This window comes from Mesorhizobium sp. M1E.F.Ca.ET.045.02.1.1 (genome assembly GCF_003952485.1).
Taxonomy (GTDB): Bacteria; Pseudomonadota; Alphaproteobacteria; order Rhizobiales; family Rhizobiaceae; genus Mesorhizobium.
This window is the reverse complement of sequence record NZ_CP034447.1, coordinates 6246375-6270210: the sequence shown is the minus strand read 5'-3', so window position 1 is coordinate 6270210 and position 23836 is coordinate 6246375. Positions and strand designations below refer to the sequence as shown.

Genomic DNA, 23836 nt, shown 5'->3' with positions numbered 1-23836 from the left:
GTGAATGTCGCCAAGGTGCGCGGTGGTTTTGGGTGAATGACATGCGTCAAACAAGGGCTTAAGGAGCCTCGCCTGAATTCGTCGCGCCGCGCCCCAAGGGCGAGCGTCTGCATCAGCTCAAAGGCCGTCGTTCCAACCGCGGCAAGCCTCGGCCCCTGTGCCGCAGCGCCTCGACGATCCATCGCCGGCTAAAGCTCCCGCCGGCTTGGACGTCAGGCCGGCAGGCCTAGCTGCTTTCGCAGGCTCTTGTCGAATGCGGATGCCGGGACGAAACGGCGCAGGACACTGACCTGGCGCGCCATTTTTCCGGCCGCATAGCGCCTCTTCGGAGCGGGATCGGTCGCAGCCGCCAAAACGGCCTTGGCTACCACTTCGGGCGCATCGCCTTTTTCCATCGCCTTCCGCACGGCTATAGTCATGCCGGCGCGCGCGGCGTCATAGATCTCAAGCAAGTGGTCCGGCCTGGCGAGATTGTCTTCGAACGACGTACGGGTATAGGCAGGCTCGACCAACGCGACGCGAATTCCGAACGGTCGCAGTTCGTGATCGAGCGATTCGGAATAGCCTTCAACGGCATGTTTGGTCGCCGAATAAAGCGCGAAATAGGGAGCCGGGATGAATCCCTGCACCGAGCTCAAGTTGACGATCCTGCCCTTGCCTTGGCGGCGCATCGTCGGCAGCACCGCATTGGTCATTCGGATGACGCCGAAGACATTCACGTCGAACAGAGCTTGAGCCTGTGCGGTCGAGGATTCCTCCGCGCCGCCGAACAGGCCCATTCCGGCATTGTTGACAAGCAGGTCGATGCGCCCCGCATCGGCCAGCACGTCGTCGACCATTTTCGCCACGGACGCGTCGTCGGTCAGGTCGCAGGTCAGCATGGTGAGGCCGTCGGATTTCTTGGAGACCGCGCGACGGCTGGTTCCGAACACGCGAAAGCCCGCATTCTGCAGGGTCTTGGCCGTTGCATGCCCGATGCCGGAGGATGCCCCTGTGACGATGGTGACGCCAGGACTGGTCTTGTTCATGGAGGTCACTTTCTTTGCGTTGGGTTGAATTGGAGAAACAGGAAAGGTCCGAGCGAAAGCGTCAGCCGGGAGCGGCTCGATCGTTCACGCCGTGTCCGTCCCAGCGGCGAAACAGCGCGCTGGCGTTGACGCCGCCGAAGCCGAAGCCGTTGGCGATCGCGTAGTCCATCTCCATCGGCCGGGCCCGGTTCGCCACGAAGTCGATCCCGTCACCTGCCGGATCGAGGGCGCTCAGATTGAGGGTGGGCGGCGCCACCTGGTCCCTGAGCGCCAGGATCGTGAAGATCGCGCCAAGCCCGCCGGCGGCGCCGAGCAGGTGTCCGGTCGCCGACTTGGTTCCGCTGACGGCGATCGAGAAATCCGTGCCGAAGACCCTTTTGATCGCTTCGATTTCGCCCAGGTCGCCCACGGGCGTGGAGGTTGCATGCGCGTTGAGATGCCGGATTTCGCGCGGTGAGATGCCGGCCTGGGCAATGGCGATCTCCATGGCACGGCGCGCGCCGTCGCCGTCCTCGGGACCGGACGTGACGTGATGCGCATCCGCCGTCGTGCCGTAGCCGACGACTTCGGCGAGCGGTTCGGCGCCGCGCGCAAGCGCATGGTTCAATTCCTCGATGACCAGGACGCCGGCGCCTTCGCCCATGACGAAGCCGTCCCGCGAGACGTCGAACGGACGGGAGGCTTGGTCGGGACGGTGATTGAAGGAGGTCGAAAGCGAGCGTGCCGCTGCAAAGCCGCCCAGGCTGACGACATTCATGCAAGCTTCAGTGCCGCCGCACACGGCGATGTCGGCTTCATCGGCGCGGATAATGCGGGCCGCATCGCCGATCGCCTGGATGCCGGCGGCGCACGCCGTCACCGGTGCGCCGATGTGACCTTTGAAGCCATAGCGGATCGAGATGTGGCCAGCCGCGAGATTCACCAGGAAAGACGGCACGGTAAACGGCGAAAGACGCCGAACGCCGCGCTGGTCGACTGTCCGCACCGCCTCGGTGATAGCAGGGAAGCCTCCGATACCGGAAGCGATGATCGTCGCGGTGCGGAGCCGCTCCTTTTCCGAGGCCGGCTTCCATCTCGCCTGAGCAAGCGCCTCTTCCGCCGCAGCCAGCGCCAAGAGAATGAAGCGGTCGATCTTGCGCTGATCCTTCGGAGCCAGGAAGGCATTCGCATCGAGGCCGGCTTCGGGGTCTTCCTCCAGGGATGGAACCACGCCGCCGATCTTGGCGGGCAAATCTCCCACCATTTCGTCGGGTAGCCTGCGGATGCCCGAGCGGCCCGCCAGGAGGCGCGACCACGATGTTTCGACATTCGCGGCCAGGGGCGTTATCGCGCCCATGCCCGTGACGACTATCCGTCGCATCTATGCTCCTATCAATCTGAGACGCCCAGACCGGCGCCGGTCAAGCGGCGACGGTGTCGCGAACCTGTTCGGTCGCCGCATCCAGAAAGGCCTGAGCGAGGTCGGGGTCGTTGACGACGCGCGACAACATCAGCCCACCGACCATCGTCGAGAGAACGGCCATGGCTTTGCCATTGGGCTTCTCGCCGTCGGTCTCGCCAATCAAACGGCCGATGATTTCGAGATACCCCTTAATGCCGGTTTCGAACGACGCCTTCACGTCGCTGCCCTGCCTGGCGGCATCCGAGCCGAGCGCTACAACCGGGCACCCGTCCATCCTTTCTCCGCGATGGTCCATACTGAGGTAGAACTCGATCACCGCCCCGAACGGATCGCTTGGGTTTGCTGCCGTCGCCGCCGCCCATCGGTGGGCCGCGCTCTCCATCGCCCGCTTGGACGCCTGTGCAGCCAGGTCCTCCTTCGACGCGAACTGCTTGTAGAAGGCGCCTTGGGTCAGCCCGGCGCCCTTCATCAGATCCTTGAGGCCGATGCCGTCGAAACCGTGCTCCCGAAAAAGCCGGCTGGCCACGTCGATCACGGTTTGCCGGTTCTGCTCAGCCTGAATGCGGCTCACGCGCATCATCGATCTCCTTATTTAGATTGCGTACTAAATCTATATCTCAATTAGAAACCGAACGCAATCTATCAAGGGGGATGCGAAATGGGCGGCTTGCCGTGTGATCGGTGCGGCGGCTTGCCGCGGACTGAATGTCTCTCTTTTTTAGATTGCATTCGACATCTATATGGTATAGAGTTCGATCACAATCTATCAAAGAGGAGACACGAAGATGATCCGCAGGACACTGAGCGCATCGCTTCTGGCCGCGCTGTTCATGGCGACGCCCGCCCTTGCCGAGGAAGCCACCATCGGACGCCCCATCGAAGCCGGCAGCCTGCACAACGGACGCCTCGACATGGTGGTCTATTACGTTCCAACCGACGGCGGTCTCCTGGAGGTTACCGCCACCTTCGCGCCGAAGGGGGAAGGCGATCCGCAGCGGGTCGTCATGGGCCTTGCCGACCGCGACTCCGTGGCCTTCTCCATGCCGGGCTACCGGGGCTCGCTCTACGCGTTCTCGAGGTCCGGCGAGAAGGTGACGGTCTCGACCGAGGCCGACAAGCATCCGCGCTCCAACGCGCTGCCGGACTGACACGCCGCGCGGATCGCAGCCTGCTGCTGACCTCAAGCTGCCGCTGGCCGAGGCGGCCGAAGGCTACCGCGCCATGGACGAGCGCCGCGCCATCAAGGTCATGCTTGAGGTCTAGGAGACATGCGCTCGCAGCGTTTCGCTTTTGGCCATCGAGCTCTTGCTCCGCCGCAGGGTGCGAGCGACAAGTCCGGGAACAAAGCGCGCCGCCACTGGTTGAGACCGGTCGGCAATCGAGCCGGCTAGGCGGCCGTGCCTTGCGAGTCCATCCGCAAGCCGACCGCCTTGAGCGAGGGGCGGACGGAAAGGTCACGGCATGCCAGGAGCGGCGAAACTTGCGGAACTTGTCGAGCAGCTGGAACCGCTCACTTTCCGCTTCCAGGATGACGGCCTTGTGCCCAACCATCCGCGCTGGCCGATGCTCGTCTATCCTGGCGCCGTGACGCTGCCGGACGGCGTAGATCCGGCGTCCGTCTTCGAGGATCTCTTCAGCACGAATGGCTGGGGCGACGGCTGGCGCAACGGCATCTTCGCTTATGTCCATTACCATTCGCGCATCCACGAAGTGCTGGGCGTCGCGCGCGGCACGGCCGAGGTGCGCTTCGGCGGCAACAAGGGCAAGGTGCTTGACGTCAAGGCTGGCGACGTGGCGATCCTGCCGGCCGGCACTGGCCACCAGCGCCTGTCCTCGTCAGCCGATCTGCTGGTCGTGGGGGCCTATCCGCCCTTCGGCACATACGATCTGTGCACGCGTGCCGAACAGCACGAAGAGGCGCTGCGCACCATCCCCAGGGTAGGTCGCCCGGAAAAGGACCCGGTCTATGGCGGCGAAGGGCCGCTGCTTGCCGCTTGGACGAAAAGGTGACGGGAGTGGCACGGATTGTCGCCATCGAGCATCTGACGCTCGACGGTGTGTACCAGGCGCCCGCGCGCGCCGATGAAGACATCCGAAACGGCTTCGAACATGGCGGCTGGGGCAACCCGGGCAGCGACCCGAAGATGCAGGAGGTCATCGGCAGCTACATGGTCGGCGGATGGTCGCTGCTCGCCGGCCGGATGACCTATGAGGACCTCTACGAAGGCTGGGCTGTGCGCCGGCCTGCCAGTCCGATGACCAGGGCGCTCACCGATGCGCGCAAATTCGTCGTTTCGCGTGACACGGGCTATGCGCTTGCCTGGGAGAATTCCACGCTGCTCGCCGGCGAGGTGCAGGTGCGCGAGCTCAAGCAAAATCATGACAGGACGCTCGTCATGTTCGGCAGCGGTAATCTGCTGCGCACGCTGATGCGGCGTGGACTTGTCGACGAATTGACGCTGATGATCCACCCGCTGGTTCTGGGCGAAGGCCTGCGCCTATTCGAGACGGGGCAGCCTCCTTCAAGGCTGAAACTGTCGAGCCACGTCGCTACCGAAACCGGCGTGGCGATCCTCACCTATTCATTTGGCATGGAAGCGGCAAGGGAATGGCGGCCGGAGTAAAAATCAGGGGCGCTACGGATAGTGCGCCTTCTTTGGCGCGTAGATTGCCGGATCGAAATCCAGTTCCTTCGGCAGTGGCTGGCTTGAGCACTGCAGATGCATCTGGCGGGCGAGAAGCCGTCGCTGCTGCTGCTCGTGCTCCTTAACCGCCGCTACCATCCCCATGCTGTACGGGCCGAGCAGGACGCCGAAGCCCCAGCCGGGGTGCTCCTTTTCGCGGGCGGCGTAGTCCGAAGCCGCCATGCGGGCTTGTTGGCATTCCGGCGAGGCCCATTTCGGGTCCTGCTGCGAAAGCTTCGCTCCATAGTCGACCGGAGAGGTCACACATCCCGCCAACGCCGCGGCGAATGCGACGACCATTGCGAATCTCATTCTCAAGCCTCTCCTAAAGTCTGCCGGAGAAAACACAGAACTCCTCTTCCGACAAGCAGACGGCTGCGATGAGGAAGAACCGGGCAGTCCGAATATCGGCCAGCGAGCCATGCACGCGCATTTCGACGGCTTGGATGAACACGGCCGATAATTGTCGCGATCAAGTGGGTGTCTCGATCAAGTGGGGCTTATAGGACGGTTGCGGTTGCCTGGATTGCGGCGTGTGGCGGCCCTCTTCGCGGCTGCAAGGATGAGCCTTCCTAGCGCAATCCCTATGAGGCCGGCCGCTGCTTTGAGAAGTGCGTCTTGCAGTCGAGCATGCCGGCCTGGATCGATCGCCTGGAGCAGTTCCAACACGCCGGCCACGGCGCAGACAAACAGCATTGCTTGCATCAGGCGCGCGCGGAATCCGAAGGCCAGGGCAAGGCCGAACAGGGCATAGGCCAGGGCGCGTTCCACATTCGCGTCACTCAGATGCGGCCGCATTTGGATAGGTGAGAGCGTGGCGAACGTGATGGCCGCAAGCAGTACGAGCGCGGCGAGACGGGAGATCGAGGTCATCCCCGCTCATACAAGCGGTGAGCCGGCATAACAATATCTGCGCCAAGGAGGGGCAGCGCGTGACGCATTGGATCGCGACGCGGAGCCTGCAAATCCCCTGTGCTGTTGCGGCTGAGCTACAGCGCTTGTCCCCCGATAGGCGTAATCTTCATGGTGTGGGAACGCTGGATCATCCATTGGCGGGCCATCCAGCCGACGCCTGATAAAGGCGTCTGTTTCTTGGGGTAGGGGGCGATTGCCCGCCGGCTTCGGCTGGCGGGCTTTTCATTCCAAAATGCCCCCCGGGCTCGGGCCGTCCACTGCGAGCCTAAAGCATGTCTCCCGAAAGTGGGAACCGGTTTCGGGACGAAGACATGCGTAGACTCAAAACCTAAAGCGCATGGAGCGAATCTGAAAGATCGCGACGCGCTTTAGAACGCATTTTGGCGCGCCATTCCTTCAAGCCACTCACCCGAGCAGATTGCGCGCCGTACGCATGAAGATTTTCGAGCCGATCGGGATCAGGTCGTCCGGAAAGTCGTAGTCCGGATTATGCAGCGCCGGGTAGCGTTCGCCGGCGCCGAGGAAGAACATCGCCGATTTGGCATTGTGGCCGAAGATGCCGAAATCCTCCGAGGCGCGCATAGGCAGGGATTCCTCGCCGCGCGAAACACCTTCCTCATCCAGAGCGCGGTTGAGATGCTCCACCGCATCCGGCGCGTTGACGCTGGCGACGAAGATTTCGTGATAGTCGAAGCGCACGGCAAGGCGATGCTCGGCCGCGATCTTCGTGGCCAGCGCCTCGGCGGCGGCGACCAGTTCCGCCATGCGCTCGTCGTGCCTTGTGCGCAGCGTCGCCCACACCTCGGCATATCCGGGCGCGATGCCGAACACGGCTTCACCCATCGAGGCATGGGTGACGGTCACCATGCCGAAATCGTCATCGGCGAAGGTGCCGCGCCCGAGCGCCGGCAACTGCGGCATCAACTGGCTCACCGCCAGCATCGGCGAGGTGCCGGTCTCGGGCATGGAGGAATGCGCGGTCTTGCCTTCGAGCATGATGCGCATGCCGCGCGAGGCGCAGTTCACCACGCCGGTTTTGAGGCGCACTTCGCCGAACGGTACGCCCGGCAGATTGTGCAGCGAGAAGGCGAAGTCCGGCGCGATCTCAGAAAAGCACGGATCGGCGACGACGCCGGCAGCGCCATTGCCGGTTTCCTCCGCCGGCTGGAACATCAAAACGACGCGGCCGCGCGCCGGCCTCTGGCGCCCGAACTGGCGGCCGAGCGCGGCGAGGATCGCGGTATGCCCGTCATGGCCGCACATATGCGACTTGCCCGGCACCTGTGATGAATGCTCGACGCCCGAAAGCTCGTGGATCGGCAGCGCGTCGAGCTCCGAACGGAACAGCACTGTCGGCCCCGCTTGCCCGCTGTCATAAGGCCTGTGGGGATTGAACGAAGCCGCTAACGCGGCATTTGGCGGATCGGTTTGCGGGTGACGCTTCTGTTTTGAAGGATTGTGGCTGTTGAAGCGCAATCTCGAGAACAGGAGCAATGAGATGGTCGAGTTGAGCCCTCTTCGCCGGCGCATGATCGAGGACATGACGATCCGCAATTTGTCGCCGGCCACCCAGCGATCCTACGTGCATGCGGTGGCGAAGTTTTCGCGCTACTTTGGCCGCTCCCCTGACCGGCTTGGCCTTGAGGACGTGCGCGCCTTCCAGGTGCATCTGGTTTCAACGGGGATTTCGTGGCCGGCGCTGAACCAGACGGTGTGCGCACTGCGGTTCTTCTACGGCGTGACGTTGGGCCATGCCGAGATCCCGGAGCGCATTGTCTACGCCCGCTTACCACGCACGCTGCCAGTGGTGTTGAGCGCCGACGAGGTGGTCAGGTTCCTGGAAGCGGTCCCGAGCCTGAAGACGCGCACGGCCCTGACCACAGCCTACGCTGCTGGACTTCGCGCCTCGGAGACCGTCGGCCTAAAGGTCGGCGACATCGACAGCGGTCGCGGCGTCATCCGGATCGAGCATGGCAAGGGCGGCAAGGACCGCACCGTGATGCTGTCGGCGCAGCTTCTGCGCATCCTGCGGATCTACTGGCGGCTGGCGAAGCCGCAGGACTGGCTGTTTCCCGGGCGCGGCGCCGATCGCCCTATCGATGTGCAGGTGCTGTATTCCGCCTGTCGCTCGGCGCGTGCGGCCGCCGGCATCGACAAGCGGGTGACGGTCCACACGCTCAGGCACTCTTTCGCCACGCATCTTCTGGAGAACGGCACCGACATCCGTATCATCCAGGTTCTGCTCGGCCACAACAACCTGTCGAGCACGGCGCGCTACACCAGGGTCTCGAACGGCCTAATCCGGCGCACGACGAGCCCGCTCGACCGGCTGAACGTCGAGGTCGTGCCGCCGGGTTGATCCGGTCCCGCCCATGCCGGCGAGACTGGAGGTGGCGGATATCTTCCGCCGCCATGGCGAGGCGTATCGGCAGGCCCATGACGGCCATCTCGGGCGCGTCGAGCGCCGCACGATGAGCGCGATCGAGCTATGCCGGACCGCCGAACTGGGCGGTCATGTCGAGGGCTGCCGCTCCTGCGGGTCGATTCGCGTGGCCTACAATTCCTGCCGCAACCGGCATTGCCCCAAGTGCCAGAGCCAGGCCTGCCGGGACTGGCTCGCCGCGCGGCAGGACGAGCTGCTGCCGGTGCCCTACTTCCATGTGGTGTTCACGCTGCCGGCCGAGGTCGCCGCGATCGCCTTCCACAACAAGACGGCGCTCTACACGATCCTGTTCAAGGCGGCGGCCGAGACGCTGCGCACGATCGCCGCCGATCCCAGACATCTGGGCGCCGAGATCGGCCTCATCGCAGTGCTGCACAGCTGGGGCCAGACTCTCACCTACCATCCCCATCTGCATTGCATCGTGCCGGGCGGCGGCGTCTCGCCCGACGGCGCACGCTGGATCTCGTGCAGGCCGGGATTCTTTTTACCCGTGCGCGTGCTGTCGCGCCTGTTTCGCCGCCGCTTCCTGGAGGAACTGCGAGTGGCCCATGATGCGGGCCGGCTGGGCTTCTTCGGCGATCTCGCCCACCTGGCAAAGCCCGATGCCTTCGCCCGTTTGCTCGCCGAAGTCCGTCACCTCGAATGGGTCGTCTACGCCAAGCCGCCCTTCGGCGGCCCGCAACAGGTACTGGCTTATCTCGGCCGCTACACCCATCGCGTCGCCATCGCCAATTCCCGGCTGGTCAGCATGGCCGACGATCGCGTCGCGTTCCGCTGGCGGGATTATCGTCATGGCGGCAGGACGAAGGTCATGACGCTCGATGCCGATGAGTTCATCCGCCGCTTCCTCCTGCACACGCTGCCCGACGGCTTCCACCGCATCCGTCATTACGGCTTCCTCGCCAACGGTCATCGCGCCGCCAAGCTCGGCCTGTGCCGCCGACTGCTGGCCAGCCAACAGCAGAACAATCTCGAACCGAGTGCCGAAAGCGCCGCTGTCGCCGCCGGGCGCCTGGCGTTGACGCATCGCTGCCCATGCTGCGGAGGGGCGATGGTCACGCTCGCCACCTGGCGATGCGGGCAGGCGCCGACCCCCTTCTGGAATGACACCTCATGATCACGCCGAGTGCGTCCACATCGTCTGGTTCGGCACCCGTCGCCTTGCGCGCCGGCACCCAGACCTTTGCCCCATCGCACAAAGCCGCAAGCAGCCAGACCAGCGGTAGAGGCCACTGCTACCTGTCTGACGGTTCACGCCATCACGGTTTTGCCTTCCGCCATGCTCTCCATCGCCGTGGTCGAACCGCGAACGCCGTTCATCGGCCTGGCAAAGACAATCCCCACCGCTCCGCAGGGCTACAATCCCCATAGCGCCAGACCGACCCGCGGCTCCGTTCAATCCGGCTTGCAATGAGGTCCGACGTCGTGCCAAGCGGCTCCGTCGAGCCAACGGACCTCACAGAAGCCTCCAGATTCACCAAAGCTTGGCGATGTGATTCAAGCTTTTGATGGACCGATTCGTATTGACTGACGCCCAATGGGCGAAGATGGAGCCGCATTGTCTGGGTAAAGCCAGCGATCCCGGACGCAGTGGCAATGACAACCGACTGTTCATCGAGGCAGTTCTGTGGATTGCGCGCACGGGCAGCCCGTGGCGCGATCTGCCTGCCCATTTCGGGAACTGGAGCACAGCGTTTCGTCGTTTCAGCGACTGGCGCAAGGCCGATGTATTCGTGAAGCTCTTCGAAGCCTGCTCGGACGAGCCGGATATGGAATACGCCATGATCGACGCCACCATCGTCAAGGTCCACCGCCACGGACAGGGCGCAAAAGGGGGACTCAGAGCCAGGCCATAGGCCGCTCCAAAGGCGGCATGACCACCAAGATCCTCGCGCTGACCGATGCACTCGGCAACCTTGTGCGCTTCCATCTGATGCCGGGGCACCGCTTCGACACGGTCGGCGTCGAGCCGCTTCTGCAAGGCGTAGATTTCGGCGGGCTGATCGCCGACAAGGCCTTCGACAGTGATGCCATCGTTGCCGATCTCAACGAACGTGGCGCCAAGATCGTCATCTCCCAGCACCCGAGGCGCGCAAGGCCCTTGCCACTCGACCGCCAACTCTACACGTGGCGACACCTCATCGAGAACTTCTTTTGCAAGCTCAAGGAATTCAAGCGCATCGCCTTGCGTGCCGACAAAACCGACAAAAGCTTCGCGGCAATGATCTATCTCGCCGCCGCCGTCATTAACTCTCGATGAATCCCCACAAGCCTTAGACCGCCGCCACGCCATGGCCGCCCAATCCGGTCAGCACCTTGTCCGGCCCCGTGTCGGCGAGGAAGTCGACGACCTCCTTGGCCGTCTTCTCCTCTTCGTTCGAGATCTCCGGCTGCCGGTGCAGCTTGCGGCGCCATGCCGTCAGCTCGACGATGTCTCGATTGGTCAGGGCCATGGTTTCGACTCCGCTTGGTGCTGAATTCTCCATAGCATGTGCAGCTGGATTGGCACGTCGCAACCGGCTGCAAGTGAGGGGCCAGTGTTCGACATCAGTGAGATACCGGGGGGCGCAATGCAGAGCCCGTTACCTTGCGACCTTGATCTGCGGCAGGTCGCGGCTGATCGGGCGAAAGCCTACGCCGTAATACATGTTGCGGGCCTCGGCGTGCGCCGGCGCGCCAAGGCAGGCGACCAGCATCTGCCTCGCTCCGGCGCGCCTCGCCAGATGCATGCCGTGGAGCTGCAGCGCGGTGCCGAGCCCGCGTCGCCGAAAATCCCGGTGCGTGCCGACGGGCTCGAATTCGGCGGTTTGCGTCGCCTCGTCCAGCCAGATGATCGCGGTCGCGGCCAGCGTGCCGTCGGGCGCGGCGACCAGCACATGCAGGTCGGCCCGATACGGCCAGGTCCGCCGCACCCGTTCGAACGCATGCTCGGTGAAGGCGGACAGATGCCACGCGTCCCGATGCGCCTTGACCGCGTCCGCCGCCGCGACGTCTCCGGCGGTAAGAAACCGGAACCCCTCGGGCAGCACTGGGTACGGCACGTCCGTCAACTCCCTTGTATTGAATTGCACCCAGGAGCCGTTGTCCGAACCGGCTTCGGCGTCGAAGGCATAGCCATGCGCGCCGACGATTGCCTGCGCCTGGGCGTCCGCGGACTGCACCGTCAGCAGCCGGTCGACGCCGCCCGCGACATCGTCATACCAGTCCAGGATTTCGGCAAGCAGCGCCGCGCGGCCCGGATGCGCCTGCCAAAGCAGGTTGGCCGTCTTGCTCTCTCGGAATGTGCCGTCGCCGCGCGGGATCCGGTAAGGCAGATGCGCCCAGCCCCACGCGGCCAGCCGGCCGTCGGTGAACCACAGCCGGTGCCGCCAGGAAGGGTTGAGCGCGTCGAAATCCTTGGCCCAGACCCAGGCCAGCTCACCGACGGTCGCGTCGCCGTTCAGCAGCTCCGGCCGCAATGCCGTCACCTCCTGGGCCAGGCCCTGCATCAGCTTGAGTTCGGTCGGGCCAAGATTCTCCATGCGGGCAGCGTGGCAGGGGTGGACTGTCCTGTCGAGGGAGGCGCTATGCTGGCCGGTGGCGCCATGACCGGGATCGCAGGACCGGCCAAGCTCGCCTCCGGCCCGAGAGAGGCTACTGGACCACTGGGCCAGCCACCTCAGTCACGACAGAAAAAAGGTCGTCCCAGGTGAGTGCAGATGGAACGGCCTTTTCACAACACGGCGAAGCTCAATAGCTTGTTTTGGGCGCTGCTGTTTTGGCCGCCGCAGCCTTCGCAGTGTGCTTCTTGTGCTTCACCGGGCACTTGTGCTTCTTGGTCGGCTTGCAGACCTTCTTGGTGGCAACCTTCTTCGGTGCAGCCTTCGCCGGAGCGGTGGCTGCCGGAGCGGCGGTCGTCGTCGCTGCTGCGTTGCCGGGGACCGGCATGGAGAAAGCGAGCGCAACGGCGAGGCCGAGGGCGGAGAGGAGGGACTTTTTCATGGTTTTTTCTCCTTGCTATGCAGGTCGGTTTTGGGTGTCACTGCATCGGGATCGGCCGGTGTCACGCCAAGCAGCTTCAGGGCTTTTGCGAGCGTCCGGATTCCCTGCGCCTCCTTCTTGTTGGCGCAGAACCGGTTTCCCTTCCTTTGCAGTGCTTTCGCCGCGGTGACCTGCGTTGCCGCAGCATGGGTTTCGAGGGCTTCGTCAACCTGGCGGCTGAGATTGGCGCAGCGCTCGGCGCGGGTCGTCGTAACCTTTGCCCCGCCGGCCTCAACCGGGCCGGTGACGAGCGAAATACCGAGCAACGCACTTATCAGGGTGATCGAGAACCTTTGCATCGCTTGTCGCCAATCCGAACAAGGTGCCGCAGTGCTGCAGCCGATGATCGACCCTCTCCGGTCAATTCTACGCTCGAATGATTTCTGAAGTTTTTCTGGAGTGTTTCTGAATTGTGTCTGAGGCGTCCGCGCAGCGCCTTTTACGACGCGCATTTGGGGCGCGCTCTCGCCGGGCCATTCACCTAAATCTGCCAAGAAATTGGCTAACGTACATATCTACCAAGCTGCTGACGCGCCAACGGTATAATCGCGCGGCCACTCTTTGCCGCCCCATAATCGTTTCTGCATGTTCTGTTGCAAGTTTGAGCAGCGTTTCCGCGACTTCCTGCGCCGACCAGCCTTTAACAACGGAGGCCTTCACCAATGCCTGAAACGCGGGCTCAAGGGCGACCTCGCAGTTGAGGGCGCGGTCGGGGCTACCTTCAGAAAGCAGGGGCGGTTCGACTGGCGGTATCGGAGCCATGCACCCAGAAAGCGCAAACGTGGAAAATCGTTCCGCCTGTCATTGGCTCTGATGGCGGTAGCCGCAGGCATTTCGCGCTCAGACACCGACATTTGATGAAACGTTCAGCGTGCCCTCCCGATTTGGTTCCAGGAGGATGGCATATGAGAGAACACGTCGGAGATGGTTCTCAAGTCCGAGATGGTTCTCAAGTCCGAACTGATGACAAACAGTTGGTCGCCCTGTTGAAAGAAAAAGCAGGAATCTCGGAGGCTGAAGCCTGTAAGCTGATAAAGGAGGTCGGGCACGACCGCCATTCGCTTCTGCGAGAAGCCCGATTTCTGAAAGCGAGGCATTGATCGGTCGCCGCCGTGACGCTTGCCTCTGATCGGCGGTCCGATGTTCGGGACCATCGTCATCGGCCTGCGACGGCACTGCCGGGTGCCCGGCTGCGCTGCAGCGCGCCCCTCGACAGCCTGTCGAGGAAGATGGCGATCGCGACGATCGACAGCCCGACCCTGAGGCCCAGCCCCATCTCCATGCGAGTCAGTCCCCGCGTCACCTCGGCGCCCAGCCCGCCCGCTCCGACAACGTCCGCAAGGACGACCATGGCGAGCGACAAGAGGATGCACTGGTTCAGCCCGACCAGCAGCGTCGGGGTGGCCGAGGGGAGATTTTAAAGCGCGGCGCTCGAATCCGTTTCGACGCGACGCACTTTAAGGCGGCGGCCGCGGATCTGCTTTACAAGAAGGTTCGCCGCCGCTGCCGAGCCCAGGGTCCAGCTTTTTGTAAGGCTGAAGCGGGTGTCAGTTGTCGCCGACGAGGGCGTCTGCTTTCAGTCCCTGGGGCGCGATGAACATCTCCATATTCTCGCGCGACAGTTCCCAATGCTCGAACACGAGGTCGACAACGGCGTCCTCATCATGACCGCCGATGGCCGAGATGAACGCATCATGGTGTTCGACTGCTATTTTTAGGCGCCTGCGCATGTCATCATTGCGCGGGCGGAAGAAGGTGCGGCCGATACGGGCGTGATCGATCAGCAACCTGCCGAGGCTCGGTTGTAGATAGACATTCGCGGACATCTCGCCGATGATCTCGTGAAACCTGTTGTTCTCGATCACCATGGCAAGCGCGTCGCCAGATTTGCTCGCGGCGCGGAAACGCTCCTGCGTGTCCTTCAAGTCTGTCATCTGTGAAGGCTTGAAATTTTGCACCGCCAGCCGGCCGATGGCGGCGTAGACCATCGGGGCGACCAGGAAGAATTGCCGAAGCGTCGAGTGGTTCATCGGAACGACCCTAGCCCCCCGGTTCGCGCGGATTTCGATGTAGCCTTCACCCTCCAGCCGGCGGAAGATTTCCCTGACCGGGGTCCGCGACAGTCCATAGCGTTCGCTCAGCGCCACCTCGTCCAGATCCTCGTCGGGATCGAGCTCCATCGTCAGGATGCGACGCTTCAGATCGTCATAGAGACTGCCCTTGCTTCCCTTCATGGCGCACCTTCGGAATCATATCTGCCAGTCGATCATATTTGGCACGGCTGGAAGAGTCGCATGCGCTCGTGGGCGAGTCCTGGTACACAATATATAGCCAGATGGTCGGTGACCCGTGTGGGGCAGGAAAAGACGATCCCATCCGAATGAGCGTCGGATAACGCGAGGGACGATCCCGGAAGAGAATGGCCAAAAGATTTGCGTTTCTGCTGGTTCGCGACTTCACCCTGTCGCCGCTTTCGCTCTTCATCGACACGCTGCGGCTGGCGGGCGATGAGGGCGACCGCAGCCGCAGGGTGGAATTCGACTGGCAGATCGTCGGCGAACGCGGCCTGCCGATCCGGGCGAGCTGCGGCGTCGAATTGCTGCCGACGAAGGCGATCGGCAATCCGGAGGATTTCGACAACGTCGTCGTGGTCGGCGGCCTGCTCGACACCAACCGCAGTCTCAGTTCGGAAAAGGAAGCATTCCTTTTGCGGGCCGCCGAGAGGGGCGTGCCCATAACCGCGCTTTGCACGGGAAGCTTCGTACTGGCGCGCTACGGCTTGCTGGACGGCTACAGCGCCGCCGTCAGCTGGTTCCACATCAAGGATTTTCGGGCCGAGTTCCCCGACGTGAACGCGCATGCGGACAGTTTGTTTTCCGTCGACCGCGGCCGCGCGACATGTGCCGGCGGCACGGGCGCTGCCGACCTCGCCGGCTATTTCGTGTCGCAGTTCATCGGCCAGAAGGCAGCGGAAAAAGCCGCCAAGATCCTGGTGCTCGATCGCATCCGCAACATCAGCGACGTGCAGCCCGTAGGCGACCTGTTTCCCGAAGCCGCGAGCCGTGCGGTGAAGCGGGCCTTGCTCCTGATGGAAAGCAATCTCCAGGACAAGGTATCGGTTACCGAGATCGCAAGCCGCCTGAATTGCTCGCGGCGCCAGCTCGAGCGTCTTTTCGCGACCGAACTGGGCACCAGCCCGATGGCTGCCTATCTTGCGCTGCGCGTGCATTACGCGAAGTCGCTGCTGGAAGGGAGCGATCTGCAGATAGGCGACATCGCCTACCGATGCGGCTTCGAAAATGCCGGGCATTTCAGCCGGGTGTTCCGCCAGCACACCGGCATCACGCCAACCCATCTCAGGCATCCTGGCCGCTTGGCTGCTCAAGCGACGAAACAATGACTCCCGCGATGAAGGAACGGCGCAGGCGCGGGGCGCGGCGTCCGAGGGTGCGTTGAGATTCAGGTCAGCCGGCATCACCTGAATATCAACACACCCTACGAAATCCGCTGCCCGCTCTCGTCGAGCAGAACGCATCCGGCCGGATCGAACCCGACCTCGATCGGCTCGCCCTCGCGAACGATGCGGCCGTTGATCGGCGCGTTGGCGCGGATGCTGGTCTCGCCGCCGATGTCGATCTCGTAGATGGCGCTGCCGCCGAGATACGAGGTCGAGACGACGCGGCCGGACAGCCGGTTGGTGCTCGCCGTGGCGCCGACCGACAGTTTCTGCGGCCGGACCACGATGGTGACCTTGCTGCCTGGCGCCAGCGGCCGTGGAGACGTCACATCGATCGTCTGGCCGGCGGCGAGCGTGATCGCGATCGCTCCGTCGGACTTGCTCACCGTTCCGGCGAGCATGTTGGCCTTGCCGAGGAAATCGGCGACGAAGGCGGTGGCCGGCATCTCGTAGACCTCCTCCGGCGTGCCGATCTGCTCCACCGAACCGGCGTTCATCACCACGATGCGATCCGACATGGAGAGCGCCTCTTCCTGATCGTGCGTGACGAAGATGGCGGTGATGCCGGTTTCCTTCTGGATCTTCTTGATCTCGACGCGCATTTCCTCGCGCATGTTGGCGTCGAGCGCCGACAGCGGCTCGTCGAGCAAAAGCACCTGCGGCTGGAAGACGATGGCCCGCGCCAGCGCGATGCGCTGCTGCTGCCCGCCCGACAATTGCGAGGGCAGTTTCTTCTCGCTGCCCGGCAGCCGCACCATGTCGAGCGCCCGGCCCACTTTGCGCGCGATCTCCGGCTTCGGCACGTTGCGGTATTTCAGGCCGAAGGCGACATTGTCGAAGACGGTCTTGTGCGGGAACAGCGCGTAGCTCTGGAAGACCAGCCCGATGTTGCGCTTGTAGATCGGCACGTCGTCGACCCGCCGCCCGCCGATCATGATCTGGCCGCTTGAGATGTCGACCAGCCCGGCGATGGAGCGCAGGATCGTCGTCTTGCCGCAGCCCGAAGGTCCGAGCAGCGTGACGAAGCTGCCCTTGCGGATCGACAGCGAAAAATCGCGCACCGCGACGAACTTGCCGTAGGCGATGTCGATGCTGCGGAACTCGACCGCCGGCTTCTCCGTGCTGGAGGCCGTGACGGGGGAGGGCGCCCCGGCCGAGACCGGCCGGGGGCTGAGCGACGTTTCGTCAGGCACCTTTCGCGATCCTGTCCCACTGCTTGGTCCAGGCGTCCTCGTTGGTCGCCCAGTACACCGGATCGGCGAAGGTCAGCGCCTTCATCGAGCCCGTCTTGTCGAAGGCCGGCAGCTTCTCGATCTTCTCGGTGAGCTTGACCTTGGTCGGGTCGAGCGACGGCGGATAGCTCTGGCCCTCTGCCACCGCGATGGAGGTTGCCGGATCGAGCATGAAGTTGATCAGCTCTTCGCACTCGGCCATCGGCGAGCCTTTCAGGATCAGCATGTCCTCCATCCAGGCATAGGAGCCCGCCGGGTCGAGATAGCCGATCGGATGGCCCTGATCCTGCAGGGCGGCGACGCGGCCGGACCAGGCATCGGTGACCACGATCTCGCCCTTGGAGAGCAGGTCCATCAGCTCCGCGCCGGAGCTCCAGAACTTCTTGGCGAGGTCGCGCGTCTCGCGCACCTTGGCCCAGATCGTATCCATGTCCTTGATGTTGTTGGGATCCTGTCCGGTGGCCAGAGCCGCGTACCAGACGCGCGTGGTCATGTCGGCATAGCCGCCGACCTTGCCGGCGTATTTCTTGTCGAGCAGCAGGCCCGCGCCCTTCTCCTTCGCCTCCTCCGGCGAAATCACCTTGGTGTTGTAGGCGATGCCGGTGGTGCCGTAGTCGTAAGGAACGGCCGAGAGCTTCGGCGTCAGCTTGCGGAACGGCTCGATCATCGGCTGCAGCACATTCGCCATGTTGGGAATGTTGGCCTCGTTGATCTCCGAGTTCATGCCGGCATTCACGTACTTGATGTAGTAGTTGACGCCGGACGAATGCACGATCTGGAAGTCGCCGGGCTTCGCCGTCTTGATCTTGGTGATGATCTCGTTCTCGTCGCCGAACGTGCCCTGGACCACCTTGATCTTGGTCTTGGCCGTGTAGGGCTGGAAGGCGTATTTGTCGATCGCGTCCTGCACCGTTCCGCCCCAGCCGTCGAAGCGGACCTGTTCGACCGCGGCGAGCGCCCGGCTCATCCACGGCATGGAGAGGCCCGCGGACGCGGCGGCGGCGGCGGTCAGGCTCAGGAACGTGCGGCGGCTGAGATCGCCGTTGACATAGCGGTCGTGCAGCCGTTCCAGCCGCTTGGTGGTGGTCAGTTTCATCGTGCGTCCTCCTTTGGTTCGCCGCGTCTTTTCAATCGGGTCAGGCTTTGCAGGATCAGGCCGCCGATCAGCGGTATGCCGACGGTCACCAGGATCATCACGGTGCCGAGCGCGTTGATCTCCGGACTGATCGAGATTTTCAGCATCGAAAGGATTTGCGTCGGCATGGTCTCGACCCCGGCCGGCCGCCAGAACAGGCTGGCCGACGTATTGTCGAACGAGATGGTGAAGGCGAGCAGCGCGCCAGCGACCACGGCTGGGATGAGCAGCGGCAGCGTGATCTCGCGGAAGGACGAGAAGCGCGAGGCGCCCAGCGAAAGCGCCGCCTCCTCATAGACACGCCGGATACCGACCATGCGCGCCTGGGTGATCAGCACAACGTAGGGCACGGCGAGCAGGATATGGCCGAGCACCAGCAGAAGCAGGGTCCTCGGCTGGTCGACCGCCTTGATCAGCACCAGCAGGCCGACGCCCAAAATGGTTTCCGGCACCAGCGCCGGCAGGATCACCAGCGTGCTCAGCATCTGCTTGCCGGGGAACTCGAAGCGCACCAGCGCGAAAGACGTGACGACGCCGATCGCTGTGGTGGCGACCGCGGTGACCAGGGCGATCCACAGTGACGTGCGGAAGGCGGCCAGCACCGCCTCATTCGCCATCAGCTTGCCGTACCATTGGAGCGAAAAACCGGTCATCGGGAAGCCGCCGAACATCGAGGCGTTGAACGACAGGATGATGGTCGCCGCAATCGGCGCGAACATGAAGATATAGACGCATAAAGTGACGAAGCCGGTGAGCCGCCAGGCCCATCTGCCTTCCTTGTTCGGCCGGCCCGCTTTCATCACCCACCCAATCCTTTGACGATCTGCGACATGCCCATGTAGCGGGTGTAGATGGCGGCGAAGAAGCCGAGCACGACGAACAGCACGATGGAAAGCGTGGCGCCCATCGGCCAGTTCAGCTCGCCCATGATGGTGTCGTAGATCAGATTGCCGAACAGCGCGTCGCGCCCCGAGCCCAGAAGCTGCGGCGTCACATAACTGCCGGCGGCCAGCACGAAGCAGAGTAGCAGGCCCGCCGCCAGGCCGGGCAGCGAGAGCGGCAGCGTGACCTCGCGGAACGCCTGCGCGCTGGTGCAGCCCATCGAACGCGCCGCCGCGATCAGAGTGCGGTCGATGCTCTCCAGGCTGACATAGACGTTGAGGATCATGTAGGGCAGCAGGAAATGCAGCAGCCCCATGATCACCGCGCCCTCGGTGTAGAGCATCGGCAGCGGCTCGCTGATAATGCCCATCTTCATGAGCGCCACGTTGATGACGCCCTGTTCGCCCAGGATGTTGATCCAGGAGAAGGTGCGGATGGTGAAGCTGATCCAGAACGGCACGATGAGCAGAAGCAGGAGCAGCCACTTGTGCTTGAAGCTCGTGGCCCAGATGAAATAGGCCGGGAAATAGCCGAGCACACCGCAGAGCAGCGCCGTCATGGCGCCGACCCTCAGCGTCTTCAACAGGAAGCCGTGATAGTAGCTGTCGGTCAGGAATTCGTGCCAGTTGGCGCTCGACAAGGCGCTCGTTTCGACGCCGGCGGTGACGAAGGTGAAGAAGGTGTAGGCCGCCATCACGGCGATCGGCAGCACCAGGAAGAAGATCAGCAGCAACAGCACCGGCGCGATCAGCATCCAGGCCAGCCGTGGATCATACAAGGTCCATCGATTTTTCATGCGCACCCGAAGGTCCGCGCTTTCTTCGAAGCGCTTCTTGTTCCCTGGGGGCAAGATTGGGTGATTGGCGCCGCGATGTCTACAGGCGGTGATTGAGCCAGAGGCGGACGCGTATTCGCGTCGCGCGGTGCCGCTTGCGCTTGCCTGGTCGGCCATAGGCAAACTGCGGACAGCCCGTCGAACCGGTGCGAAAACAGACAGGAAGAGCAACCAGATGCAGGTTTTGGCGTTGAGTGACAGGTGCTGAAGTCACAAGGCCGAAAGCCGTGGGCAGCGCCGCGAATGCTCTTCAGGAGCAGAACTCATGCCTCCACTGGTGCTCTTTGTGGTCAAGAATCTCGCTATGGGGGCGATCATCGGGTTGACGGTAGCATGCTGGCTCGTGACTTTCGGCACGGTCGGCAGCCATTTGTCGTCAGACAGCGGCGACTATCTGGCTGTGGGGATGATCGCCTATTCGATGGCATCTTGCTTCGGAATGGGATTTCTGGCCACAGCCCTGATGTTTCTGGAATAAGCCATTCGCCTGGTACCGAAGGCCCGAGAGGTATCTGTTTGCCCCGGGACGAGTGCCCGACGACGGGCCTGCCGCTCTCGGCGCAAAGCGAGCGGCGCGAACGACCGCCGGCAGCCCGCCATCTCGCGCCCTACCTTCCGAAAATGCCCGCGCGAACGAATCCGGCGTCGGCCGCGTGAGGTATTCGACTTTTCACATTCGGCGTGCCCCTACTTGATCGACGTGTCGATCAAGTAGTTTCTTTGCCCTTGGCGTCGGTCGCAATCGTCATGCAATGCTTGGTGGGCTTGGCCGTTTTCATCATTTCGGCGCTCATCTTGGCGGCCGGTATCAAGGGAGCGCTCCATGCGGGTAAGAGGCTCGGTTGCGGGAATTGTCGTCGTTGCGGCCCTGGTTGGCGGCACGGCCTGGTATCTGTTGCGGGCGACGCCTGTTTCAATCGTGACGCCCTGGCGCGGCGACGCCGCCGAGATCGTCTATGCGAGCGGCTCGGTCGAGCCGAATAGCTGGGCCAAGGTGGCTCCGGTTGTGCGCGAAAGGATCGTTGAGCAATGCAATTGTGAGGGAGCAAGAGTAGCGCAAGGCGACGTGCTCGCCCGGCTCGACGACAGCGAGGTTCGAGCAGCGCTGGGAGAACTCGAAGCAAGACGGGCCCTTGCAGAGCAGGAGTTCCAGCGCCAAAGCGTGCTTGCTGAGAAGAACGCGGCGAGCCAGCAGGCACTCGATCGTGCGCGGAGCGAGTTGTCCCAGATCGAGGCGCTCGTGGCCGGGCAGAAGGCCCGCCTGGAAACCTATGTCATCCGAGCACCAAGCCCTGGCGTCGTGCTGAGGCAGGACGGCGAGGTGGGAGAGATTGCCGAACTCGGCACGGTGCTGTTCTGGGTCGGCGAGCCGAAGCCGCTTCTGGTGGTCGCCGAAGTCAACGAGGAGGACATCCCGCGGGTCGAGATCGGCCAGCGCACACTGCTCAGGGCCGATGCCTTTCCCGGACAGAATCTGGAGGCCGTTGTCGATCGCATCACACCGAAGGGAGATCCGGTGACGAAGACCTATCGCGTCTATTTCCAACTGCCGGACGATACGCCGCTCAGGATCGGCATGTCGGCCGACGTCAATATCGTCATCCGCGTCTCGAAGAATGCCCTGCTGGTTCCGTCGGTGGCGATCGAAGGCAATAATGTCTTCGTGGTCGAGGGCGAGACGACCCGGCGGCGTGAAGTCCGCACCGGCATTCGCGGCACCAACGGCGTCGAGGTTCTGTCGGGCATCGATGCGCGGGCGCAAGTCATCTCGCCCTACCCGACCGAACTCGCTGACGGCGCGCGCGTGACGGTCGCGGCAGAGCGGAAGTGAGGTCCGATGCGGCTTATTCTCGACATCGCCATCACACACATCGCCGGCCGAGGCCGGCAGACGCTCGTTGCCGTGCTCGGCGTCGCCGTCGGAGTCGGATTCTCAATCGCCATGGCAGCGCTGATGCAGGGCGGACAGGATGATTTCGTACGGCAACTCGTCGACACAATGCCGCATGTCGACATCACCGATGACCAGCGCACGGCCCGCCGCCAGCCGGCCGAAGACGTTTTCAACGCGGTCGCCATTTCGGGGCTTAGGCCGCGCGACGACCGCCGCGGTATCATCAATCCGACGGCCGCGACCGCGTGGCTGGCGAGTTGGATTCCTGGGCGGTTCGCGGTGAGCCTCAAGACGCAGGGCGTGATCCGCTATTCCAGCCGCGAGGTGGGCGCGACCATCATCGGCATCGACCCCGAACGCGAACCCGGCGTGTCGCCGATCGTGGAGGATTTCGTTCAGGGCAGCTTCAACGCACTCGCGTCCGGCGGCAACAACGTGCTCATCGGCGATACGATGGCGAGCCGGCTCGGCGCGGGGTTTGGCGACACGATAACGGTGGTCTCCTCTGAGGGGCTGACGCGCAACTTCAAGATCGTCGGCCTCTTCCACACCGGCACCACCGCCCGCGACGAGGGCGAGGCCTATGTGCTGTTGAAGAACGCGCAAATTCTTTCGGAGCGACCGAACGCCATCAACGAGATTCGCATCAAGCTGAACGATCCGAACCGCGCTCCGGCGGTTGCGCGCCGCACCGAAGCCGAGCTCGGCTACAAGGCGGTGGCCTGGCAGGAGGCGAACGAGTCCATTCTCCAGGCGCTCGTCATCCGCAATATCATCATGTACACCGTCGTCGGAGCGATCATGCTCGTTGCCGGCTTCGGCATCTACAACATCATTTCCACCATCACGCATGAGAAGGCGCGCGACATCGCGATCATGAAATCGCTCGGTTTCCCGGAGGCCGACATGCGCGGGCTGTTCCTGCTCGAAGGCGTGGCAATCGGTGGCGCCGGCTCCGCGCTCGGTTGGCTTCTCGGCTTCTCCATGGTCTATGGCCTCTCCCTGGTGCGGTTCGAGATCGCCGCGACGGGGCAGGAGATGACGCATCTGCCGATCGCCTGGAGCGTGCTGCACTATGTCATCGCGTCCGGCTTCGCGATCGGCTCCGCCGCGGTGGCCGGGTATCTTCCAGCGCGCCGCGCGGCGCGGCAGAACCCGGTCGATATCATCAGAGGCGCGACATGAGCGTGCTGATCAAGACCGAGAATCTGACGCGCGTGCTGCCGGAAACCATTCCCGTCACGCTGGTCAAGGACGTCACGCTTTCGATCGAGGAGAGGGAGTTCGTTGCCATCACCGGCCCATCGGGCTCGGGCAAATCGTCACTGCTCTATCTGCTCGGATTGCTCGACCGTCCGACTGGCGGAAAGCTCAGCATCGGCGGTCGCGATGCCGATCCGATGGACGAGCGGGAGCGCGCGGCGACAAGGCTGTCGATGCTCGGCTTCGTGTTCCAGTTCCACTTTCTTCTGCCGGAATTCACCGCGCGCGAGAATGTCGAGATACCGATGCGCAAGCTCGGCCGGCTTGCGCGGCCTGCAATGCACGAGCGGGCCGGCGAATTGCTCGCGTCGCTGGGGCTTGGCGAGCATCTCGACAAACGGCCGGACCAGCTCTCGGGCGGTCAGCGCCAGCGCGTGGCCGTAGCCCGTTCGCTTGCCAATGATCCACCCCTGATCCTTGCCGACGAGCCTACCGGAAGCCTCGATTCCAAGAGTTCGGAACAGGTGTTCGCGATCCTGGAGAATCTGGTGCGCGAACGTGGCAAGACGGTCGTTGCGGTAACGCATGACCTCGACATGGCGGGGCGCATGGACCGCCAGATCCATATCGTGGACGGCAAGATAGAGTGAATACTGCCAGAGTTATCGGGACGGGAAACAAGCCCTGGTTTGGAAGGCCGACGCAG

The 23836-nt window shown here is 63.4% G+C and carries 24 protein-coding genes and 3 pseudogenes; 11 read left to right on the top strand and 16 right to left on the bottom strand.

Going from position 1 to position 23836, the window contains the following annotated elements; translation table 11 throughout:
- Window positions 1-212: 212 nt before the first annotated feature.
- From EJ070_RS30550 to EJ070_RS30540, 3 genes are all read right to left on the bottom strand, one after another.
- On the bottom strand, window positions 213-1028 hold the full coding sequence (locus tag EJ070_RS30550) for an oxidoreductase (protein ID WP_126094683.1): 816 nt from the start codon (window positions 1026-1028) through the stop codon (window positions 213-215).
- A 61-nt stretch (window positions 1029-1089) separates the two neighbouring features.
- Window positions 1090-2388: a beta-ketoacyl-ACP synthase II gene (fabF, locus tag EJ070_RS30545; protein ID WP_126094682.1), complete on the bottom strand. Its 1299-nt coding sequence runs from the start codon at window positions 2386-2388 to the stop codon at window positions 1090-1092.
- A 40-nt stretch (window positions 2389-2428) separates the two neighbouring features.
- Window positions 2429-3007, bottom strand: a complete 579-nt coding sequence (locus EJ070_RS30540) for a TetR/AcrR family transcriptional regulator (RefSeq protein ID WP_126094681.1) — start codon at window positions 3005-3007, stop codon at window positions 2429-2431.
- A gap of 208 nt (window positions 3008-3215) precedes the next feature.
- Here EJ070_RS30540 and EJ070_RS30535 point away from each other — a divergent pair, with 208 nt between their 5' ends.
- The 3 genes from EJ070_RS30535 to EJ070_RS30520 all read left to right on the top strand — a co-directional run bounded on the left by EJ070_RS30535 (window position 3216) and on the right by EJ070_RS30520 (window position 5054).
- The gene (locus tag EJ070_RS30535) at window positions 3216-3578 is read left to right on the top strand and encodes a hypothetical protein (RefSeq protein WP_126094680.1); all 363 of its coding nucleotides are present in this window, start codon (window positions 3216-3218) and stop codon (window positions 3576-3578) included.
- 313 nt (window positions 3579-3891) lie between these two features.
- Window positions 3892-4440: a cupin gene (locus EJ070_RS30525; RefSeq protein WP_126094679.1), complete on the top strand. Its 549-nt coding sequence runs from the start codon at window positions 3892-3894 to the stop codon at window positions 4438-4440.
- Window positions 4441-4445: 5 nt separating this feature from the next.
- Window positions 4446-5054, top strand: coding sequence for a dihydrofolate reductase family protein (locus EJ070_RS30520; RefSeq protein ID WP_126094678.1), 609 nt, complete (start codon window positions 4446-4448; stop codon window positions 5052-5054).
- A gap of 12 nt (window positions 5055-5066) precedes the next feature.
- Here the strand turns inward: EJ070_RS30520 and EJ070_RS30515 are convergent, their stop codons facing one another.
- The 3 genes and pseudogenes from EJ070_RS30515 to EJ070_RS30505 all read right to left on the bottom strand — a co-directional run.
- Entirely contained in the window at window positions 5067-5426 is a 360-nt protein-coding gene (locus tag EJ070_RS30515) for a hypothetical protein (protein WP_126094677.1), read from the bottom strand.
- A gap of 177 nt (window positions 5427-5603) precedes the next feature.
- A complete protein-coding gene (locus EJ070_RS30510) occupies window positions 5604-5987 on the bottom strand; it encodes a VanZ family protein (RefSeq protein WP_126094676.1) in 384 nt (127 codons plus the stop codon).
- Window positions 5988-6434: 447 nt separating this feature from the next.
- A pseudogene (locus tag EJ070_RS30505) lies at window positions 6435-7406 on the bottom strand (amidohydrolase); the annotation flags it as partial.
- 121 nt (window positions 7407-7527) lie between these two features.
- On the opposite strand from EJ070_RS30505, the gene EJ070_RS30500 reads away from it, so the two are divergent.
- The 3 genes from EJ070_RS30500 to EJ070_RS30490 all read left to right on the top strand — a co-directional run bounded on the left by EJ070_RS30500 (window position 7528) and on the right by EJ070_RS30490 (window position 10732).
- Window positions 7528-8388 (top strand): site-specific integrase, encoded by an 861-nt coding sequence (locus EJ070_RS30500; protein WP_126094674.1) that lies wholly within the window; start codon window positions 7528-7530, stop codon window positions 8386-8388.
- Window positions 8389-8401: 13 nt separating this feature from the next.
- Window positions 8402-9589 carry an IS91 family transposase gene (locus EJ070_RS30495; RefSeq protein WP_126091547.1) on the top strand — a complete coding sequence of 396 codons (1188 nt, stop codon included), beginning with the start codon at window positions 8402-8404 and terminating at the stop codon, window positions 9587-9589.
- Between the two features lie 391 nt (window positions 9590-9980).
- Window positions 9981-10732, top strand: a protein-coding gene (locus tag EJ070_RS30490) for an IS5 family transposase (protein WP_126094673.1) whose coding sequence is annotated in 2 segments (ribosomal slippage) — window positions 9981-10311 and window positions 10311-10732 — 753 coding nt in all. Because the reading frame shifts where the segments join, the coding sequence is not laid out codon by codon here.
- 16 nt (window positions 10733-10748) lie between these two features.
- Here EJ070_RS30490 and EJ070_RS30485 read toward each other — a convergent pair.
- The 6 genes and pseudogenes from EJ070_RS30485 to EJ070_RS30450 form a co-directional block, all read right to left on the bottom strand.
- A pseudogene (locus EJ070_RS30485) lies at window positions 10749-10925 on the bottom strand (amidohydrolase); the annotation flags it as partial.
- A 129-nt stretch (window positions 10926-11054) separates the two neighbouring features.
- On the bottom strand, window positions 11055-11993 hold the full coding sequence (locus EJ070_RS30480) for a GNAT family N-acetyltransferase (protein WP_126094672.1): 939 nt from the start codon (window positions 11991-11993) through the stop codon (window positions 11055-11057).
- A 208-nt stretch (window positions 11994-12201) separates the two neighbouring features.
- Window positions 12202-12453 carry a hypothetical protein gene (locus EJ070_RS30475; RefSeq protein WP_126094671.1) on the bottom strand — a complete coding sequence of 84 codons (252 nt, stop codon included), beginning with the start codon at window positions 12451-12453 and terminating at the stop codon, window positions 12202-12204.
- Window positions 12450-12791 (bottom strand): hypothetical protein, encoded by a 342-nt coding sequence (locus EJ070_RS30470; RefSeq protein WP_126094670.1) that lies wholly within the window; start codon window positions 12789-12791, stop codon window positions 12450-12452. Before EJ070_RS30470 ends, EJ070_RS30475 begins: the two co-directional genes overlap by 4 nt.
- An 857-nt stretch (window positions 12792-13648) precedes the next feature.
- Window positions 13649-13906 (bottom strand): annotated as a pseudogene (locus tag EJ070_RS30455) (proline/glycine betaine ABC transporter permease); the annotation flags it as partial.
- 133 nt (window positions 13907-14039) lie between these two features.
- A complete protein-coding gene (locus EJ070_RS30450) occupies window positions 14040-14726 on the bottom strand; it encodes a GntR family transcriptional regulator (RefSeq protein WP_126094667.1) in 687 nt (228 codons plus the stop codon).
- Window positions 14727-14911: 185 nt separating this feature from the next.
- On the opposite strand from EJ070_RS30450, the gene EJ070_RS30445 reads away from it, so the two are divergent.
- Window positions 14912-15892 carry a GlxA family transcriptional regulator gene (locus tag EJ070_RS30445; protein WP_126094666.1) on the top strand — a complete coding sequence of 327 codons (981 nt, stop codon included), beginning with the start codon at window positions 14912-14914 and terminating at the stop codon, window positions 15890-15892.
- Window positions 15893-15987: 95 nt separating this feature from the next.
- Here EJ070_RS30445 and EJ070_RS30440 read toward each other — a convergent pair whose 3' ends face one another.
- The 4 genes from EJ070_RS30440 to EJ070_RS30425 are packed head-to-tail and all read right to left on the bottom strand — an operon-like array spanning window position 15988 to window position 19994.
- Window positions 15988-17142 (bottom strand): ABC transporter ATP-binding protein, encoded by a 1155-nt coding sequence (locus EJ070_RS30440; protein WP_126094665.1) that lies wholly within the window; start codon window positions 17140-17142, stop codon window positions 15988-15990.
- Entirely contained in the window at window positions 17135-18277 is a 1143-nt protein-coding gene (locus tag EJ070_RS30435) for an extracellular solute-binding protein (protein WP_126094664.1), read from the bottom strand. Before EJ070_RS30435 ends, EJ070_RS30440 begins: the two co-directional genes overlap by 8 nt.
- Window positions 18274-19116 carry an ABC transporter permease gene (locus EJ070_RS30430; RefSeq protein WP_126095970.1) on the bottom strand — a complete coding sequence of 281 codons (843 nt, stop codon included), beginning with the start codon at window positions 19114-19116 and terminating at the stop codon, window positions 18274-18276. The genes EJ070_RS30435 and EJ070_RS30430 overlap by 4 nt, the downstream gene beginning before the upstream one ends.
- Window positions 19116-19994 (bottom strand): ABC transporter permease, encoded by an 879-nt coding sequence (locus tag EJ070_RS30425; RefSeq protein WP_126094663.1) that lies wholly within the window; start codon window positions 19992-19994, stop codon window positions 19116-19118. The genes EJ070_RS30430 and EJ070_RS30425 overlap by 1 nt, the downstream gene beginning before the upstream one ends.
- 304 nt (window positions 19995-20298) lie before the next feature.
- Between EJ070_RS30425 and EJ070_RS30420 the strand changes: the two genes are divergently transcribed.
- The 4 genes from EJ070_RS30420 to EJ070_RS30405 all read left to right on the top strand — a co-directional run bounded on the left by EJ070_RS30420 (window position 20299) and on the right by EJ070_RS30405 (window position 23780).
- Window positions 20299-20511 (top strand): hypothetical protein, encoded by a 213-nt coding sequence (locus tag EJ070_RS30420; RefSeq protein WP_126094662.1) that lies wholly within the window; start codon window positions 20299-20301, stop codon window positions 20509-20511.
- A gap of 345 nt (window positions 20512-20856) precedes the next feature.
- A complete protein-coding gene (locus tag EJ070_RS30415) occupies window positions 20857-21864 on the top strand; it encodes an efflux RND transporter periplasmic adaptor subunit (protein WP_126094661.1) in 1008 nt (335 codons plus the stop codon).
- Window positions 21865-21870: 6 nt separating this feature from the next.
- Window positions 21871-23112, top strand: coding sequence for an ABC transporter permease (locus EJ070_RS30410; protein WP_126094660.1), 1242 nt, complete (start codon window positions 21871-21873; stop codon window positions 23110-23112).
- A complete protein-coding gene (locus EJ070_RS30405; protein WP_126094659.1) occupies window positions 23109-23780 on the top strand; it encodes an ABC transporter ATP-binding protein in 672 nt (223 codons plus the stop codon). The genes EJ070_RS30410 and EJ070_RS30405 overlap by 4 nt, the downstream gene beginning before the upstream one ends.
- Window positions 23781-23836: the final 56 nt, after the last annotated feature.